This window comes from Streptomyces sp. PA03-5A, assembly GCF_033792725.1.
Taxonomy (GTDB): domain Bacteria; phylum Actinomycetota; class Actinomycetes; order Streptomycetales; family Streptomycetaceae; genus Actinacidiphila.
The window spans coordinates 117540-135334 of sequence record NZ_JARAVL010000021.1 but is presented as its reverse complement, the minus strand read 5'-3'; the positions used below and the strand labels follow the sequence as shown (position 1 = coordinate 135334).

The window sequence follows — 17795 nt, the reverse complement described above, 5'->3', positions numbered from 1 at the left end:
GCCCATGGGACGGTACGTCATCCGCCGTCTGGTGCAGATGATCCCGGTCTTCGTCGGCACCACCGTGCTGATCTTCGTCATGGTGTACGCGCTCGGCGACCCGGTCCAGGCCCGGTGCGGGGACCGCGCCTGCGACCCCGCCACGGCCGCGCAGATCCGCCACGACCTGTACCTGGACCACCCGCTGTGGCAGCAGTACCTGCACTACATGGGGCAGATCTTCCGCGGCGACTTCGGGGTCGCGTGGAACGGCCAGCCGGTCACCGAGCTGCTGGCCACCGCCCTCCCGGTCACGCTGCGGCTGACGGTCCTCGCCGTCCTCTTCGAGATCGTCATCGGCATCACCCTCGGCGTCCTCACCGGGCTGCGCCGCGGCCGTCCCGCCGACACCGCGACGCTGCTCGGCACCCTCGTCGTCATCTCCGTGCCGACCTTCGTCACCGGCTACGTGCTGCAGTACCTGCTCGGCGTCAAGTGGAACCTCATCGCGCCCTCGGTCTCCTCCGAGGCCCGGTTCGACGAACTGATCGTGCCGGCGCTCGTGCTGGCCCTGACCTCGCTCGCCTACGTCACCCGGCTCACCCGCACCTCCGTCGTGGAGAACGTCCACGCCGACTACGTCAGGACCGCCGTCGCCAAGGGGCTGCCGCGCCGCCGGGTGATCATGCGTCACCTGCTGCGCAACTCCCTCATCCCGGTGGTCACCTTCATCGGCACCGACATCGGGGCACTGATGGGCGGGGCCATCGTCACCGAGCGCATCTTCAACATCCACGGCGTGGGCTACCAGCTCTACCAGGGCATCCTGCGGCTCGACTCGGCCACCGTGGTGGGCTTCGTGACCATCCTGGTCATCGTCTTCCTCCTCGCGAACCTGCTGGTGGACCTGCTCTACGCCGTCCTCGACCCGAGGATCCGCTATGCCTGAGCCGCGCAACCACCCCGACGAGGCCATGGAGCCGGCCGGCGGGACGGGAGCCGCCATGGGCCTGGGGCAGGACGAGGCACGCACCCTGGAGCGGGCGCCCGGCCCCGGAACGGCGCCGCCCGCCCCGGCCGCCCTCCCCGGGGCGGACCGGCCGCGCAGCCTGTGGTCGGACGCCTGGCGGGACCTGCGGCGCAACCCGGTCTTCGTGATCGCCGCGCTGGTGATCCTCTTCCTCGTCGTCATCTCCGTCTGGCCACAGCTCATCGCCCCCGGCAACCCGCTCAGCTGCAACCTGGACAACTCCCAGAAGGGCTCCGCGCCCGGCCACCCCTTCGGCTTCGACACCCAGGGGTGCGACGTCTACACCCGGGTCGTCCACGGGGCGCGCGCCTCGGTCACCGTGGGCGTCTGCGCCACCGTCGGAGCGGCCCTGCTCGGCGCGCTGCTCGGCGGCCTCGCCGGTTACCACGGCGGCTGGGCCGACGCGGTGCTGTCCCGGGTGAGCGACATCTTCTTCGGCATCCCGATCGTCCTCGGCGGCCTGGTCTTCCTGTCCGTCGTCACCAGCACCACCGTCTGGCCGGTGGTGGGCTTCATCGTGCTGCTCGGCTGGCCGCAGATCGGCCGCATCGCCCGCGGCTCGGTGATCACCGCCAAGCAGAACGACTACGTCCAGGCCGCCCGCGCCCTCGGCGCCGGCACCACCCGTCTGCTGCTGCGGCACATCGCGCCCAACGCCGTCGCGCCCGTCATCGTCGTGGCGACCATCGCGCTCGGCACGTACATCTCCCTGGAGGCCACCCTGTCCTACCTCGGCGTCGGGCTGAAACCGCCCACTGTCTCCTGGGGCATCGACATCTCCCAGGCCTCCACCCAGATCCGCAACGCACCGCACATGCTGCTGTGGCCGGCCGGGGCGCTGAGCGTGACGGTGCTGGCCTTCATCATGCTCGGTGACGCGGTGCGTGACGCCCTCGACCCCAAGCTGCGCTGATGGACGGAGGAACGATGGCAGCCGCAGCCCGGGACGAGCCGCCCCTGCTCGACGTCCGCGACCTGCACGTGGAGTTCCGCACCCGGGACGGCGTCGCGCGGGCCGTCAACGGGGTCTCCTACGCGGTGCGTCCCCGTCAGACGCTCGCCGTGCTGGGCGAGTCCGGCTCCGGCAAGTCCGTGACCGCGCAGGCCGTCATGGGCATCCTCGACTCGCCGCCCGGGTTCGTCACCCGCGGCGAGATCCTCTTCCGCGGCGAGGACCTGCTCACCATGGGCGCCGAGGAGCGCCGCAAGGTGCGCGGCGCCAGGATGGCGATGATCTTCCAGGACGCGCTGTCCGCCCTCAACCCCGTGCTGACCGTCGGCGAGCAGCTCGGCGAGATGTTCCGCGTCCACCGGGGGATGTCCCGCAAGGACGCCCGGGCCAGGGCGGTGGAGCTGATGGACCGGGTGCGGATCCCCGCGGCGCGCGAACGCGTCGGGCAGTACCCGCACCAGTTCTCCGGCGGCATGCGCCAGCGCATCATGATCGCGATGGCGCTGGCCCTGGAGCCCGAGCTGATCATCGCGGACGAGCCCACCACCGCGCTGGACGTCACCGTGCAGGCGCAGGTCATGGAGCTCCTGGCCGAGCTGCAGCGCGAGTACGGCATGGGCCTGATCCTGATCACCCACGACCTCGGCGTGGTCGCCGACGTCGCCGACCACATCGCGGTGATGTACGCGGGCCGGATCGTGGAGACCGCGCCGGTCCACGAGATCTACAAGCGGCCCGCACACCCGTACACCAAGGGCCTGCTGGACTCGATCCCGCGCCTGGATCAGAAGGGCCGGGAGCTCTACGCGATCAAGGGCCTGCCCCCGAACCTGCTGCGCATCCCCACCGGCTGCTCCTTCCACCCGCGCTGCCCCCTGGCCCAGGAGGTGTGCGCCACCGACGAGCCGGAGCTGTACCGGATCAGCGCGCGGCGGGGCAGCGCCTGCCACTTCTGGAGGGAGTGCCTCGGTGAGCACCAGCGGTGAGCCCGTGCTCCAGGTGCGCGGGCTGTACAAGCACTTCCCGCTCACCCAGGGGATCCTCCTCAAACGGCAGATCGGCGCGGTGAAGGCGGTCGACGGCGTCGACTTCGACCTGTACCGGGGCGAGACCCTCGGCGTCGTCGGCGAGTCCGGGTGCGGCAAGTCCACCGTGGCCCGGCTGCTGGTCCACCTGGAACGGGCCACCCGAGGGCAGATCCTCTACAAGGGGCAGGACATCACCAAGCTGTCGGGCAGGGCCCTGAAGGCCGTGCGCCGGAACATCCAGATGGTCTTCCAGGACCCGTACACCTCGCTCAACCCGCGGATGACGGTCGGCGACATCATCGGCGAGCCGTACGAGATCCACCCCGAGGTGGCCCCGAAGGGTGACCGGCGCCGCCGGGTGCAGGAGCTGCTGGACGTCGTCGGCCTGAACCCGGAGTACATCAACCGCTATCCGCACCAGTTCTCCGGCGGCCAGCGGCAGCGCATCGGCATCGCCCGCGGGCTGGCGCTGCGGCCCGAGGTGATCGTCGCCGACGAGCCGGTCTCGGCGCTGGACGTCTCGGTGCAGGCGCAGGTCGTCAACCTGATGGAGAGGCTGCAGGACGAGTTCGACCTCTCCTACGTCTTCATCGCGCACGACCTGTCCATCGTCCGGCACATCTCGGACCGGGTGGCGGTGATGTACCTCGGGCGGATCATGGAGACCGGCGACGGCACCCAGATCTACGAGCACCCCACCCACCCGTACACCCAGGCGCTGCTGTCGGCGGTGCCGGTGCCCGACCCCGGGGCGCGCGAGCACCGCGAGCGCATCATCCTCAGCGGTGACGTCCCGTCGCCGGCCAACCCGCCGTCCGGCTGCCGCTTCCGCACCCGGTGCTGGAAAGCGCAGGAACGCTGCACGCTGGAGGTGCCGGAACTGGCGGTGCCCGCGGTGTTCCGCGGTGTGGACTCCCCGGCGGCGCACGACAGCGCGTGCCACTTCGCCGAGGAGAAGACGGTGGTGCCGCCCGAGCCGCCCGGCGGGTGAGCCACGGAAAGGCACGACCCGCGCCCGGTGGTGCAGGGGTGTGGGCGCGGGTCGGGGCTCCGAACGGAGACGTCTGTCGGCCCGGGTCAAAGGGTCCTGTCGGCGGGCGTCTCCTCGGCCGCGGCGAGCGCGGGGTCGAGGACGACGTCCTCGCCGCGTGCCGCGGTCGTCGGTTCCTCGGGGAAGTGGCACGCGCTCAGGTGCCCCTCCCGGTTCCCCTCCAGGCGTACCAGGGGCGGTTCCTCGGTCGCGCACTTGTCCTGCGCCTTCCAGCAGCGCGTGCGGAAGCGGCAGCCGGACGGCGGGGAGACGGGCGAGGGGACGTCGCCGGCGAGCCGGATCCGCTCGTTCGCCTCCCGCTCGTCCGGGTCCGGCTCGGGCGAGGCGGACAGCAGGGCGTGGGTGTACGGGTGGCGGGGCCGTTCGTAGATGTCCCGGCGGTCGCCGACCTCCACGATCCGCCCGAGGTACATCACGGCCACGCGGTGCGAGAAGTGCCGCACCACCGCGAGGTCGTGGGCGATGAAGAGGAAGGCGATCCCCAGTTCCCGCTGCAGGCGCTGCAGCAGGTTGACCACCTGGGCCTGGATCGACACGTCCAGCGCCGACACCGGTTCGTCCGCCACGATGAGCTTGGGCCCCAGCGCCAGTGCCCGGGCCACCCCGATGCGCTGCCGCTGGCCCCCGGAGAACTCGTGCGGGAAGCGGTTGTAGTGCTCGGGGTTGAGGCCCACGGTCTCCAGCAGCTCGCGCACCCGCTTCTCGCGGCCGCCCGGCGGGTTGATCCCGTTGATCTCCAGGGGCGCCGACACGATGTGCCCGACGGTCTGCCGCGGGTTGAGCGAGGCGTACGGGTCCTGGAAGATCATCTGGATCTCGGAGCGGATCGGGGCCAGCTCCTTTCGCGAGGCGTGCGTGATGTCCCGGCCCCGGTAGGCGATGCGTCCCGCGGTGGGCTCCAGCAGCCGCGTCACCAGCCGCCCGGTGGTGGACTTGCCGCAGCCCGACTCGCCGACCAGGCCCAGGCTCTCGCCCTCGGCGACGGCGAGGTCGATCCCGTCCACGGCCCGCACGTCCGCCACGTGGCGCTTGACCAGGAAGCCGCTCCGCACGGGAAAGTACTTGCGCAGGCCGGTCACTTCGAGCAGCGGGCTCATGGTCTCCCTCGGCGTGTCGTCCTGCTGCGGGGCGCTCACCGCGCACCTCCGCCCAGCCGCGGCCGGATCTGCCCGGCGAAGATCTCCCGCTTCCGGTCCTGGCCCAGGTGGCAGGCGGAGCCGCGCCGCTCGCCCTCGGGGATGCCGGGCCGCTCGGTGACGCAGCGCCCGCCAGCGACCTCCTCGGTGAAGGTGCACCGCGGGTGGAAGGGACACCCTGAGGGCGGGTTGAGCAGGCTGGGCGGTGTGCCGGGGATCGGGGACAGGGGCAGGTCCACCGGCGCCGACAGCCGCGGGATGGAGGCCAGCAGGCCCCAGGAGTAGGGGTGCTCGGGCGTCTTCAGGATCTCGCGCACGGTGCCGCGCTCCACGCAGCGCCCCGCGTACATCACCATCACGTCGTCCGCCGTGTTGGCCACCACGCCCAGGTCGTGGGTGATGATGACGATCGCCGTGCCCGTCTCCCGCTGCAGGTCCTTCAGCAGGTCCAGGATCTGCGCCTGCACGGTGACGTCCAGGGCCGTCGTCGGCTCGTCCGCGATGACCAGCGCCGGGTCGCAGACCAGCGCCATCGCGATCATCGCGCGCTGCCGCATGCCCCCGGAGAACTGGTGCGGGAAGTCGTCCACCCGCAGCCGCGGCTGCGGGATCCCCACCCGGGCGAGCATCTCGACCGCCCGCTCCCGGGCGGCCTTCTTGGAAGCGCCCATGTGCTTCATGTACGGCTCGGCGATCTGCCGGCCGACCGTGTAGTACGGGGAGAGCGCGGTCAGCGAGTCCTGGAAGATCATCGCCATCTTCCGGCCGCGCAGCCGTTCCAGGGTCCGTTCGGGGGCGCCCGTCAGCTCCTGCCCGTCCAGCACGATCTCGCCGCGGATGGTGGTGTTGCGGGGGTTGTGCAGACCGAGGACCGCCAGGTTGGTGACCGACTTGCCGGAGCCGGACTCGCCGACGATGCCCAGGGTCCTGCCGCGCTCCAGGTCGAAGGAGAGCCCGTCGACGGCCTTGACCACGCCGTCCTCGGTGGCGAACTGCACGTACAGGTCACGGACCGACAGGAACGGCCCGGACGGCGCGGGGTCCCCGGGCCCGGGCGGCCCCGCCTCGGTCTTGGTGAGGATGTTCAACGGTGCTTCTCCTCTGCGTGCCGGGGAGCGTCCCGGCTCACGAAAGCCTGATCCGGGGGTCGATGAGGGCGTAGGCGGCGTCGACGACGATGTTGCAGGCGACGATGATCGTGGCGCCGATCAGCATCACGGCCATCTCCAGCGGCAGGTCGCTGCGGAGCACGGCCTGCACGGACAGCAGGCCGAGGCCGTGCAGTCCGAAGGTGACCTCGGTGATGATCGCGCCGCCGAGGACCGCGCTCAGGTCGATGCCGAAGATGGTGATGATGGAGGCGGCGGCGCCGCGCAGCGCGTACCGCAGGAACACGTAGCGGGAGGACATGCCCTTGGCGCGGGCGGCCCGGATGTGGTCCTCGGACATCTGCTCCACCATCAGCGAGCGCGTCTGCCGGCTGTAGTTGGACCAGAAGATCACCGACAGCACCATGCAGGGCAGGATCAGCCCCTGCACCGAACCCCACGGGTCGTGCGACCAGTCCGGGTCGTGTCCGCGGTCCAGCAGGTGCCAGCTGCTGGCGAACAAGCCGATGGCGATCGGTCCGAGGAAGTAGATCTGCACGGAGTTGCCGACCAGCGAGATGCCGCTGGCGATCCGGTCGAAGGCCTTGCCCTGCTGCCAGGCGGCGATCAGCCCGAGGCCGACGCCGACGCACAGGAAGACGGTGGCGCCGCCGACCGCCAGCGACAGCGTGGTCGGGTAGCGGTCGGCGATGGTGCCCCAGACGGGTTGCTGGTCGGCGAAGGAGTAGCCGAAGCACGGCGCCGGGCAGTACCCGATGGGCATGTCGCGGCCGGCGAAGATGCCGACCATGAAGTGCCAGTACTGGGTCCAGATCGGCAGGTCCAGGCCGAGGTTCTTGCGGATCAGGGCCACGTTCTGCGGGCTGCAGTTCTTGCCGCAGGACAGCAGCGCCGGGTCGGAGGGCAGGAAGAAGAAGAGGAAGTACGTGATGGCGCTGATCAGCAGCAGGATGACCAGCGCGCCCAGCACACGGCGTACCAGGAAACGCAGCATGGGTCAGGCTCTCCGTCGGTTCCGTCGGGGCGCCGGTCCCGGCCCGGGGAGAGGCCGGGACCGGCGTGTCTGCGCGGGGACTACTGCTTGACGAAGATCGTGTTCGGGTTGATGGTCCCGTAGACCTCGTTGTAGGTGACGCCGCCGAGGCCCGAGCCGTGGATGTTGAAGTACTTGTCGAAGATGAACGGGATCTGCGACGTGTCGTTCTTCAGCACGTACTCGGACAGGGTCCGCCACTCGTCGTTCTGCTTGTTGATGTCCGTGATCGCCAGGATGCGGTCGATCTCGGAGTTGACGTGCTCGTCGTTGAGGAACGAGTAGTTGTTGGTGCCGTCGGCGAGGTTGCGGCCGTCCAGGGTCGGCGGGACCACGGTCGAGGCGCTGGGCCAGTCCGCGCCCCAGCCGGTGCGGTAGATGTCGTACGGGGTGTCGAGCTTGCCGACGACCGTGTAGTACGAGGTCGGGTCGATGGCCTTGCGCTGGACGTCGAAGCCGGCCTTCTCCAGGGCCTTCTCGATGGTCAGCGACACGTTCTGCCAGCGCGGGGTGTTGGCGTAGGCGTAGGAGAGCTTGACCTTGCCGGTGACCCCGGCCTCCTTCAGCAGCTCCTTGGCCTTGTCGACGTCACCGGTGGGCTTGTCGAGCTTGCCGAAGGGGTCGTACTTCTTCCAGCCGGCCACGGTCGGGCTGATCAGGGTGGTGCCGAGCTCGCCCTGGGCGCCGCCGCCGAAGGCCTGCTGGACCTGGGTCATGGGGAAGGCGTACATGATCGCCTGGCGGATCTTCGGATCCGTGATCCGCTTGGTGTTGATGTTGATGACCTCGACGTACGGCTGGTACTGGTTCACCGTCCGCGACTTGTACTGCGCGTCCGTCGTCAGGGTCTGCATCTTCGACGGGTCGGAGGAGCCGGACAGGTTCACCGCGTACTTGTCGTTGCCGTCCTCGGCCGCGAGCCGGTTGGTCAGGCCCGGTTCGGCGATGCCGAGCTGGAAGTTCCAGCTGTCCGGGTAGGCGTTGCGGATCGGGTCGGTCTTCGGGTCCCAGTTGGTGTTGCGCTCGAAGACCAGCTCCTTGCCCGGCTTGTAGCTGGCGATCTTGTACGGGCCGGTCGCGACCGGGTGGTTGTTGTACTTCTGCTTGTCGTCCTTGGCCTTGGGCACCGGCGAGATGTTGGGCATCGCGGCCGCGTAGGGCGTGTCGGCGTGGGCTTCCAGGAAGTGGAAGACGATGGTCTTGTCGTCCGGGGTGTCGATCTTGTCGGAGGGGATCTCCTTGCCCTCGTACGGGCCGGTGTACGCCTTGCGGTAGTCGGCGCCGTAGAGCCACTTCTGGATGTACTGCGGGCCCTGCGTCTGGTAGTCGGCGAAGAGCCGCTCGATGCCGTACTTGACGTCCTTGGAGGTGACCGGGGTGCCGTCCTCGAACTTCAGGCCGTCCTTGAGGGTGAAGGTCCAGGTCTTCGCGCCGTCGGAGGACTTGCCGGTGTCGGTGGCGAGGTCGCCCACGAGGATCGTCTTGCCGGTCTTGGCGTCGATCTTGTAGCCGGTCAGCGAGCGGTTGTAGAGCAGCTGGACCGACAGCTGGTCACTGACGTACTGCTGGCCGGGGTCCAGGTAGTCGAAGCCCGCCTGGTCCAGGTCGTACGCCGTGCCGCCCTTCGCGGCCCCCGGGACCTCCGGGGCGGGGCCCTTGGAGTCGGCGGCCGTGCCGATGCCGAAGTTCTGCACGGTGGCCTGCTTGCCCTCGCCGCCGCCGGTGCCCGTCCCCCCGCCGCCACCGCTGCTGCATGCGGCGGACAGTGTCAGAGCCCCCAACGCCAGGAACGCGGAGGCGTAACGCGCCTTGCGAATTCTCATTGATCCCTGCCTGTCAGTGAACCGAACTGCGGATACCGACGCGCCCGGTCTCCCCCCACAGGGGCCCGGCGCGGCGGCTTGGACACCTAGCGCACGGTCTTGGGATCGAGTGCGTCCCGGACCGAGTCCCCGAGCAGGTTGAAGGCGACCACGAAGATCACCATGGCGATGCCGGGGAAGAACATGAAGGTGACGTCGGATTCGTAGTACGCCGCGGCCTGCTGGAACATCAGTCCCCAGTCCGGGGTGGGCGGGAGGATTCCGACGCCGAGATAGGAAAGGCCCGCCTCGGCGGTGACGTTCACCGGGAGCAGCAGGGTCGACTGGACCAGGATCGTGGACCAGATGTTCGGCAGCAGTTCCCTGCGGATGATCCGCGCCGACGAGGCGCCGCTGATCCGCGCGGCCTCGATGAACTCGCGCTCGCGCAGGCTCAGCACCTGGGCGCGCACCAGCCGGCCCACGCTCATCCAGCCGAGGACGAACTGGACGATGACCAGCGCCGCGATGCGCACGTAGGTCGGCTCCTCGTCGCGCGGGGAGACGAAGAGGGCCACGATCACCGGCGTGAAGGCGATGAAGAACAGCTGCTGCGGGAAGGACAGCATCAGGTCCGAGAACCGGCCCACGAGGTAGTCGGTGCGCCCGCCGAGATACCCCTGGACGAGCCCGATGAGCACGCCGACGACGACGGAGACCGTGGTCACGGCGAGGGCGATGCCCAGCGAGGTGCGGATTCCATAGATCAGCAGGGTGAACACGTCCCGGCCGAGCTGGGGTTCGAGCCCGAACCAGAAGTCGCCGTCGATGCCGCCGTTGGGCTTGAGCGGGATCCCGTAGCTGTTGAGCAGGCCCAGGTCCTGGCCGTACAGCTCGTAGGGGTTCTTGCCGTACACCTTGGAGATCAGCGGCGCGGCCAGCGCCACGACGAGGTAGAAGAGCACGACGCCGGCGCAGACCATTCCGGTGCGGTCGCGGCGGAAGCGCATCCAGGCGAGCCGGCCCGGGGAGCGCCCGACGAGTTCGGAGGGTTCCTTGCCGGTGCCCTCGACGGGGGCGGGCGCCTCTGCCGGAACGGGTTCCGGCCGGTTCGCGGCCGTGCTCGGACTGGACATGGTCATCTGCCCCCGCACCAAGGAGTTTTGGTGGCGCATGTGAACGCCCGTGGCTAGCTAGCCGGTATTGGGCAATGGATTTGGCGGCCAGTCAAGGGGGTGAAGCGATCGGGAGACGAGATCGCCGTTATCTTGGGGCAAGGTTTTGGATATCGTCGCGAACGCGTGCTTGACAGCTTCCGCGGTCCATCCGCGAATGCGGAGGATTCGGGATGAAATTCTTTTACACGCAGGCAACTTGATCGACGCATCACCGATATACGGACGCGCCACGCTGAGCAGCGTACGGCCGTGCGGGTGCCGTGGGCCGGCCGGGGTGATCACACATCGCCCCGGCCGGCCGCCGTACGTCCGCGGTGAACGCTGGACCGGCCCGGTACGTATCCCCTCGGAAGGCCAAAGGACAGTGCTGCCGGAGGGGCCGGGGAGGTGGCCATGCGGCAGGCGTATCGGCTCGGAGGAACGGTCTGTGCCGCCCTGGCGGCCGCCGAGGCGGCCTGGCTGGGCCAGGACCTCGTCCAGTTCCGGGCGGAGGGCGCCGTCAGGGTGTGGGCGGGTCTCGCGGTACCCGTCGGCGGGGCGCCGTTGGTGACCTCCACGGTGGACCTGCTGCTGCTCGGGCTCTACGTGGCCGCCGCGGTCGCGTCCCTCAAGCCCGGCGGCGTCGGGGTCCTCGGGGCGGCCGCGGTGCTCACCCTGGCGCTGCGCACCCCCACGGCGTACCTCCTGGCCCCCTCCTCGGGCGGCAGCCCGCCCGGACTGCAGGGAGCCCTGCTGGTGACCGCGGGCGGGCAGATCGCCGGTGCCCTCGTACTGCTGGTCGTCGTACGGCGCACCGGCGAGGACGCGCCCGCCCCGCCGCGGCCCGCGGCGGGCGTGCTGGCGGGGATGCTGCTGCTCGTGGTGGCGCTCATCACCGGCGTCCTGGAGTTCTCCCGGCGGTCGGACCCGGCGGCGCCGCTGCCGCCGGGCTTCTTCTGGCGCACCGTGGGAGGCGGCTACCTGGTGGACTCCCAGTTGGGGGCGCCCTACGAGTGGCTGGTCTGGGCGACGGCCGGCCTGGCCGCGGCCGCGGGCTTCGCCGCGTTCGTACGGGCCCCGTTCGCCCGGCCGCTGGGCATCTGTGTGGCCGGGCTGCTCGCCGTGACCGCGGTCCCGGTGATCGGCACCTCGAGGATCGACGCCCCGGGCGCCGACGACTTCGCCGCCGCCTTCGCGGTGGGCGCCGCGCTGGTGGTGACGCTGTTGCTCGTCCCCGGCGACCTGGCGGCGGTGGGCGTACCGGGCGGCGATCCGTACGTGGAGGCGGAGGTCCCCACGGCGGCGGACAACCTGTCCATGCCGCTGTACGAGCAGACCGCCGTCCTCCCCGTCTTCGGCTCCTACCCGCAGCCGCCGCCGCCCGGCCCCGCCTCTGAGGCGCGGGCGGCGTACCTGCAGGACCCGCCCTAACCTGTCACGACGCCCAGGGAACGCTTCAGGAACGCGACCTGGAGCAGGAGCAGGTTCTCGGCGACCTCCTCCTGCGGCGTCATGTGCGTGACCCCGGACAGCGGGAGCACCTCGTGCGGGCGGCCCGCGGCCAGAAGTGCGGAGGACAGCCGCAGGGTGTGCGCGGCCACCACGTTGTCGTCGGCGAGGCCGTGGATGATCATCAGCGGCCGGACCTCGTCCGCCGGGTCCGCCAGTCCGGCGTCGGTGACCAGGGAGTTGGCGGCGTACACCGCCGGCTGCTCCTCGGGGTGGCCGAGGTAGCGCTCGGTGTAGTGCGTGTCGTACAGCCGCCAGTCGGTGACCGGCGCGCCCGCCACCGCGGCGTGGAAGACGTCCGGGCGGCGCAGCACGGCGAGCGCCGCCAGGTACCCGCCGTACGACCAGCCGCGGATGCCCACCCGGGTCAGGTCCAGGGGGTAGCGGCCGGCCAGGGCGTGCAGCACGTGGACCTGGTCGTCGAGCGTGACGCCCGCGAAGTCGCCGGCGATCGCCTTCTCCCAGGCGGGGGAGTGCCCGGGGGTGCCCCGGCCGTCCGCGACGACCACCGCGAAGCCCTGGTCGGCCAGCCACTGCGCCTGCAGGTAGCCGCGCTGGGCGCTCACCACCATCTGGCCGTGCGGCCCGCCGTACGGGTCCATCAGCACCGGCAGGGGTCCGTCGCCCTCCCGGTGCCCCGAGGGGAGCAGCACCGCCGCCGGGACGCCGCGCTCGCCCGCGCTGACGAGCACCGGGCGCGCGGTGAGGACCGGGGTCTGGGCGTGCGAGGCGATCTGCGTCACCGGCTCGCCGTCCCGCAGCACCCGGACGGCCGTGGCGGCCGACTCCAGCGACGCGGACGACAGCACCGTCACGGCCCCGGCGCGCACCGCGGAGTGCACGCCCGGGCCGCCGCTCAGCCGGACCGCTCCGGCGGGGCCTCCGTCGGCGCGGTACACATGGATCTCGCCGGTCTCCGGGTCCTTGGCGCCGTGCCCCGCCGAGGCGGACAGCAGGACGCCGTCGCCGTCCGTCCCGAGCACCGCACGCACGTGCAACTCCGGTCCCGTCCAGGGCTGTTCGCCGACGAACAGCGCTCGCGAGCCGTTCTCGTCGGAGATGCGCACGAGGCGCTCGCCGGACAGCCAGGCGGGCACCCCAGGGAAAAGATCAAGCCAGATTTCATCGCTGTCCCGGTGCACCTCCCGGGTGCCGCCGGTGGCGGTGTCCACCGTCAGGTACAGCTGCTCGCGCTGGTCCCGGGTCTGGACCAGCAGCAGCGGCGGGCCCGCCGCCGACCAGTGCACCTGAGCGAGGTACGGATAGCGCTCGCGGTCCCACTCCACCGGCGTCGCCGCCCCGTCCAGCGTCAGCAGGACCAGCGTGACCTCGGCGTTCGGGGTGCCGGCGGCGGGGTAGGCCACCTCGGCGGGCGGCTGCGCGGGGTTCGCGGGGTCGGCGATCCACCAGCGGCGGACCGGGGACGCGTCCACGCGGGCCGCCAGTACGGAGGCACCGTCCGGGGCCCACCAGTAGCCGCGGCTGCGGGACATCTCCTCGGCGGCGATGAACTCCGCCAGTCCGTAGCCGACGTCCGGGCCCTCGGGCTCGGCCAGCGCCCGGTCCTCGCCGCCGTCGGCGCCCACCACGCGCAGCGCGCCGTCCGCCACGTAGGCCACCCGGCGGCCGTCCGGCGACGGACGCGGGTCCACCACGGGGCCGGGCACGGCGATCTCACGGGCCGTGCCGGCCCGCAGCTCCGCCGTGAAGAGCCTTCCGGACAAGGCGAACGCGGCCAGCTCCACCGCGTCGTCGGTCGCGTAGCCGACGATTCCCGCCGAACCTTCCCGGCTGCGCTCCCGGCGCGCCCTCTCCTGCGGCGACAGTTCCTCCGCCGCGCCCGACAGCAGCACCCCGGGGTCCGCCGCGACCCGCTCGGCACCGGACTGCGGGTCCAGCACCCACAGCAGGTGCGAGCGGTCGGTGCCGGAACGGGAGCGCAGGAAGACGATCCGGCCGCCGTCCGGCGACACGGTGAAGGCGCGCGGGGCGCCGAGCGAGAACCGCTGCGTGCGGGCGTACTGCCGCGGGAACGAGAGCGCTTGCGTCATGGGGGGAGTGTGCCACCGCCCGCCGGTGAGCCCGGCGCACGCCAACCACGAGATCCGGCCATGCGCCCCCGCGTGCTCCCGTGCGACGAGCTATGCGGTGCGCCACAAAGTTATGATCCACTGCCGAGAGTGGGTAACAACCGGTTGGCAAGTGCTGTCGGACTCTGAGGCCCTGGAGGTGTGCCGCTGTGGCACTTTCGATTTCGGCGGTGCTGCTGCTGCTGATCGTCGTCTTCCTGCTGGTCAGGAAAGCCGGTTTGAAGGCGGGGCACGCGGTGGTCTGCGTACTGCTCGGGTTCTACCTGGCGAGTTCCTCCATCGCGCCGACGATCCGGGACCTCACCACCAACGTCGCGGGCATGATCGGCGACTTCAAGTTCTGAGCCCGTGGCTTCCCCCTGGTGAGCCGCGGGGCCTGCCCTAGGCTCTCCTCATGACCGCACCGCCCGCCCGCCGACTGCTGCTCGTCCACGCGCATCCCGACGACGAGTCGATCAACAACGGCGCCACCATGGCCAAGTACGCCGCCGAGGGCGCGCTCGTCACGCTGGTGACGTGCACCCTCGGCGAGGAGGGCGAGGTCATCCCGCCCGAGCTGGCGCACCTGGCCCCCGATCGCGACGACACCCTCGGCGCGCACCGGACCGGCGAACTCGCCGACGCCATGGCGCAGCTCGGCGTCACCGACCACCGTTTCCTGGGCGGCCCCGGGCGCTTCCGGGACTCCGGGATGATGGGCGTGCCGCAGAACGACCGGCCGGAGAGCTTCTGGCAGGCGGACCTCGACCTCGCGTCCTCGTACCTCGTGGAGGTGATCCGCGAGGTCCGTCCGCAGGTCCTGGTCACGTACGACCCCGACGGCGGCTACGGCCACCCCGACCACATCAAGACGCACCGGGTCTCCATGCGCGCCGCAGAACTGGCCGCGGAACCGGCCTACCGGCGCGACCTCGGCGGCCCGCACTCCATCGCCAAGATCTACTGGAACTGCATCCCGCGCCGCGTGGTCGAGGAGGGCTTCGCCCGGCTGCGCGGGGCCGGCCGGCAGATCCCCTTCGAGGGCATCGCGACCGCCGACGACGTCCCGGGCGTGGTGGACGACGGCCTGGTGACCGCCGCCATCGACGTGGAGGCCCGCTACGCCGGGCAGAAGGCCGCGGCGATGAAGGCCCACGTCACCCAGATCGCGGTGGACGGCCCGTTCTTCGCGCTCTCCAACGACCTCGGACAGCCCTTGTTCGGTGCCGAGTTCTACCGTCTGGTCAAGGGCGTGCCCGCGCCGGCCGGGAGCCTGGAGGACGATCTGTTCGCGGGGACCGGGGCATGAGGCGCGCCGCCTACCCGTTGCTCGTGGTCCTGGGCGTGCTGGTCGCCGTCGCGGGGTCGCTGGTCCAGGCCGCCTGGTTCCCGGGCGGGTTGCTGCTCGCGCTCGCCGGGAGCGCGGCGCTCTTCCACGGCGGCGCCCGGCTGACCGGCACGCGGCTGGGCGCCGTGGTGCCGGCGGCGGTGTGGCTGATCACCGTGATGCTGCTGAGCTCCGCCCGCCCGGAGGGTGATTTCCTGTTCGCCAACGGAATCAGTCCGTACGTCTACCTGTTGGGCGGAGCGATGGCCGGCGTGATGTCGGCCACGCTTGTGCAACCCCGTCCTCCCGCCGGTGGATCACTTGAGGCACCATAGGCGCCACGTTGCGTCCGTTACGGAGCGAGCGTCGCCCGTTTTGGCGGTTGACGTCACATAAACCCCTTTGATCAGGGCGGTCTCCATCCGGCGGGCAGGCGGCTCCGACGCGGCGCCCAGTATGGTGGTGCGCGCCGCCGGGCCGCCCGCGGAAAGGCCGTGACGGGTGGCGAAGCGAACCGGGAGAGCCTGCTTTGAGTCGTGAAACTGATCGTCCGTCCCCCGGCCCCCAGGGCCGGGGCGGAGCCGCGTACCCGTCGGGTACCCCGCCGTACGGAACCCGACCGTTTCCGTCGCTGCATCCGCAGGAGGACCCGCGCGACGGGGCCGCGACCGGGGAGCCCGCTGCGGCTCCCGCCGCGGAGGAGACCAAGACCGAGACCACGCTGACCACCCGGGTGCGCATCAACATCCCCGGGTCCCGACCGATCCCGCCGGTCGTCGTCCGCACGCCCGTCGAGGGCGGCGCGGAGGGAGGGGCGCCCGCCGGGTCCGCCCCGTCGGCCCCCGAGGCCGAGCCGGCCCCGCTGTCCACGGGCTGGGCCGCCGGCGGCGGCACCGGGGCCGGTCAGGGCGTTCCGGCGCCCGCGCCGGAACCCGCCGCGGAGCCCGCGCCCGCGCCCAAGGGCGAGAAGCCGGCCAGCGACTGGTTCGCGCCGCGGAAGGCCGCACCCAGGCCCGAGGCCGGCCCGGGGCCGGGCCCGGCGCCCGGTCCCGAGGCGACGCAGGGGTTCTCCGCTCCCGAGGTCACCCAGCCGATGCGGCTCGGCGACATCCCCGCCCAGCCGGGCCCCATGGAGCGCGGACCGGTCCCGGGACCTGGCGCCGCCCCCGGCGGCCCGCGACGCGGTGGCATCCCGTACCTGAACGACGGAGCGGTCGGCCCGGCCGGTCCCGGCGGTCCGGTGGCGCCGGGTGGCCCCGGCGGCCCCGCGGGTCCCGGTGGCCCCGTGATGCCGGGCGGCCCCGGCGGCCCTGGGGGCCCCGCGGGTCCCGGACGCCCCGCGCCGGCACCACGCCCGTTCCCCGGCGGCCCCGGCGCGGGGCCCGCCGGTCCCGGAGCAGGCGCGCCCTTCCCGGGGCAGCAGCCACCGGCCGGCCCCACCACGGGCCCGGTCACCGGGGAGATGCGGGTGCCCCCGGCGGGCCCTGCCGCCGCCCGGCCGCCGTTCCCCACGCCGTTCCCGTCCTCCGCGGCCGACCGGATGTCCGGCGACACCGTCGTCAGCGGCATCCCGGCGGTTCCCCCCGCGGGACCGTCCGCCAACCGGCCGGCCCCGCCCGCCGGCCGTCAGAGCGCGGCGCAGCCCGAGGCCAAGGGCCGCTCCAAGCTCATACTGGCGGGCGTCGGCGTGCTGGGTGTGCTGGGCATCGCCTACGGCGCGGGACTGCTGATGGACCACTCCGACGTCCCGGCCGGTACGACCGTCTACGGCGTCGGGATCGGCGGCAAGACCAAGGACCAGGCCGTCGCGGTCCTCGACCAGGCGCTCGGCTCCCGGAAGAACGCGCCGATCACCGTCACCGTCGGCGACCAGCGCACGTCGCTGAAGCCCGCGGCCGCCGGTCTCGTCCTCGACACCGACGCGACCGTCCGCAACGTGGCGCACCGCGACTACAACCCGGTCACCGTCATCGGCTCGCTGTTCGGCGGCTCGCGCGCCGCCGAACCCGTGCTGACCACGGACAGCGAGAAGCTCCGCGCCCAGTTGGAGAAGCTCTCCCGGGGGCTCGGCGGCTCGGGCTCCGAGGGCATGGTCAAGTTCGTGAAGGGCAAGGCCGTCGCCGTCCCCGGCAAGCCCCACGAGGGCGTGGACGTGGCCGCCTCGATCGACACCGTCACCGCCGCCTACGCCACGCAGGTCGCCACCGGCAAGGCCGGCGCGGTCAGCCTGAAGGTCACCACCGTCCAGCCCAAGGTGACCCAGGAGGCGCTCGACAAGGCCGTCAGCGGCTTCGGGAAGACGGCCATGTCCGGATACGTCATGGTCCGAGCGGGCGCCGCGGAACCCGTCCCGTTCAGCCCGCAGAACTCGCTGTCGAAGATCCTCACGATGGTGCCCGACCAGGACGGCAACCTGACGCCGTACATCGACCGCAAGGTGCTCAAGGGCCTGTACGGCGGCGCCTTCGACGGTGTCCTGGTCGAGCGTGGGGACGGCAGCAAGACCGCCGTCACCCCGGAGGACGTCGCCTCCGCGATGCTGCCCGCCCTGCAGACCACCGACACCGCCAAGAAGACGGTGACCATCGAGGGCACGTCCTGACCCCCGGTCGC

At 71.7% G+C, this 17795-nt stretch carries 15 protein-coding genes; 9 read left to right on the top strand and 6 right to left on the bottom strand.

Features of this window, described 5'->3' with window-relative positions:
• The first annotated feature begins 4 nt into the window (after positions 1-4).
• The 4 genes from PV410_RS25945 to PV410_RS25930 are packed head-to-tail and all read left to right on the top strand — an operon-like array spanning position 5 to position 3980.
• Entirely contained in the window at positions 5-928 is a 924-nt protein-coding gene (locus PV410_RS25945; protein ID WP_500328015.1) for an ABC transporter permease, read from the top strand.
• Positions 921-1922 carry an ABC transporter permease gene (locus tag PV410_RS25940; RefSeq protein ID WP_500328014.1) on the top strand — a complete coding sequence of 334 codons (1002 nt, stop codon included), beginning with the start codon at positions 921-923 and terminating at the stop codon, positions 1920-1922. Before PV410_RS25945 ends, PV410_RS25940 begins: the two co-directional genes overlap by 8 nt.
• Before the next feature lie 14 nt (positions 1923-1936).
• Entirely contained in the window at positions 1937-2947 is a 1011-nt protein-coding gene (locus PV410_RS25935; protein WP_500328012.1) for an ABC transporter ATP-binding protein, read from the top strand.
• Positions 2931-3980 (top strand): ABC transporter ATP-binding protein, encoded by a 1050-nt coding sequence (locus PV410_RS25930; protein WP_500328011.1) that lies wholly within the window; start codon positions 2931-2933, stop codon positions 3978-3980. The genes PV410_RS25935 and PV410_RS25930 overlap by 17 nt, the downstream gene beginning before the upstream one ends.
• Positions 3981-4066: 86 nt before the next feature.
• Here PV410_RS25930 and PV410_RS25925 read toward each other — a convergent pair whose 3' ends face one another.
• The 5 genes from PV410_RS25925 to PV410_RS25905 all read right to left on the bottom strand — a co-directional run bounded on the left by PV410_RS25925 (position 4067) and on the right by PV410_RS25905 (position 10256).
• The gene (locus PV410_RS25925) at positions 4067-5137 is read right to left on the bottom strand and encodes an ABC transporter ATP-binding protein (RefSeq protein ID WP_500328048.1); all 1071 of its coding nucleotides are present in this window, start codon (positions 5135-5137) and stop codon (positions 4067-4069) included.
• A 35-nt stretch (positions 5138-5172) separates the two neighbouring features.
• Complete coding sequence (locus PV410_RS25920; RefSeq protein WP_500328010.1) at positions 5173-6264, bottom strand: ABC transporter ATP-binding protein; 1092 nt, start codon at positions 6262-6264, stop codon at positions 5173-5175.
• Between the two features lie 37 nt (positions 6265-6301).
• On the bottom strand, positions 6302-7279 hold the full coding sequence (locus PV410_RS25915; RefSeq protein WP_500328009.1) for an ABC transporter permease: 978 nt from the start codon (positions 7277-7279) through the stop codon (positions 6302-6304).
• Between the two features lie 80 nt (positions 7280-7359).
• Complete coding sequence (locus PV410_RS25910) at positions 7360-9141, bottom strand: ABC transporter substrate-binding protein (RefSeq protein ID WP_500328008.1); 1782 nt, start codon at positions 9139-9141, stop codon at positions 7360-7362.
• 86 nt (positions 9142-9227) lie between these two features.
• Positions 9228-10256 carry an ABC transporter permease gene (locus PV410_RS25905; RefSeq protein ID WP_500328006.1) on the bottom strand — a complete coding sequence of 343 codons (1029 nt, stop codon included), beginning with the start codon at positions 10254-10256 and terminating at the stop codon, positions 9228-9230.
• Positions 10257-10691: 435 nt separating this feature from the next.
• Here PV410_RS25905 and PV410_RS25900 point away from each other — a divergent pair, with 435 nt between their 5' ends.
• Positions 10692-11708: a hypothetical protein gene (locus PV410_RS25900; protein WP_500328005.1), complete on the top strand. Its 1017-nt coding sequence runs from the start codon at positions 10692-10694 to the stop codon at positions 11706-11708.
• Here PV410_RS25900 and PV410_RS25895 read toward each other — a convergent pair.
• On the bottom strand, positions 11705-13837 hold the full coding sequence (locus tag PV410_RS25895; RefSeq protein ID WP_500328004.1) for a S9 family peptidase: 2133 nt from the start codon (positions 13835-13837) through the stop codon (positions 11705-11707). The two genes, PV410_RS25900 and PV410_RS25895, sit on opposite strands and share 4 nt — an antisense overlap.
• 188 nt (positions 13838-14025) lie before the next feature.
• Between PV410_RS25895 and PV410_RS25890 the strand changes: the two genes are divergently transcribed.
• The 4 genes from PV410_RS25890 to PV410_RS25875 all read left to right on the top strand — a co-directional run bounded on the left by PV410_RS25890 (position 14026) and on the right by PV410_RS25875 (position 17784).
• Positions 14026-14220, top strand: a complete 195-nt coding sequence (locus tag PV410_RS25890) for a hypothetical protein (protein WP_431950994.1) — start codon at positions 14026-14028, stop codon at positions 14218-14220.
• Positions 14221-14270: 50 nt separating this feature from the next.
• Positions 14271-15164: an N-acetyl-1-D-myo-inositol-2-amino-2-deoxy-alpha-D-glucopyranoside deacetylase gene (gene mshB / locus PV410_RS25885; protein WP_500328003.1), complete on the top strand. Its 894-nt coding sequence runs from the start codon at positions 14271-14273 to the stop codon at positions 15162-15164.
• Positions 15161-15517 (top strand): DUF6113 family protein, encoded by a 357-nt coding sequence (locus PV410_RS25880; RefSeq protein WP_499513773.1) that lies wholly within the window; start codon positions 15161-15163, stop codon positions 15515-15517. Before mshB ends, PV410_RS25880 begins: the two co-directional genes overlap by 4 nt.
• 194 nt (positions 15518-15711) lie before the next feature.
• Complete coding sequence (locus PV410_RS25875; RefSeq protein ID WP_500328002.1) at positions 15712-17784, top strand: VanW family protein; 2073 nt, start codon at positions 15712-15714, stop codon at positions 17782-17784.
• The last annotated feature ends 11 nt before the right edge of the window (positions 17785-17795 follow it).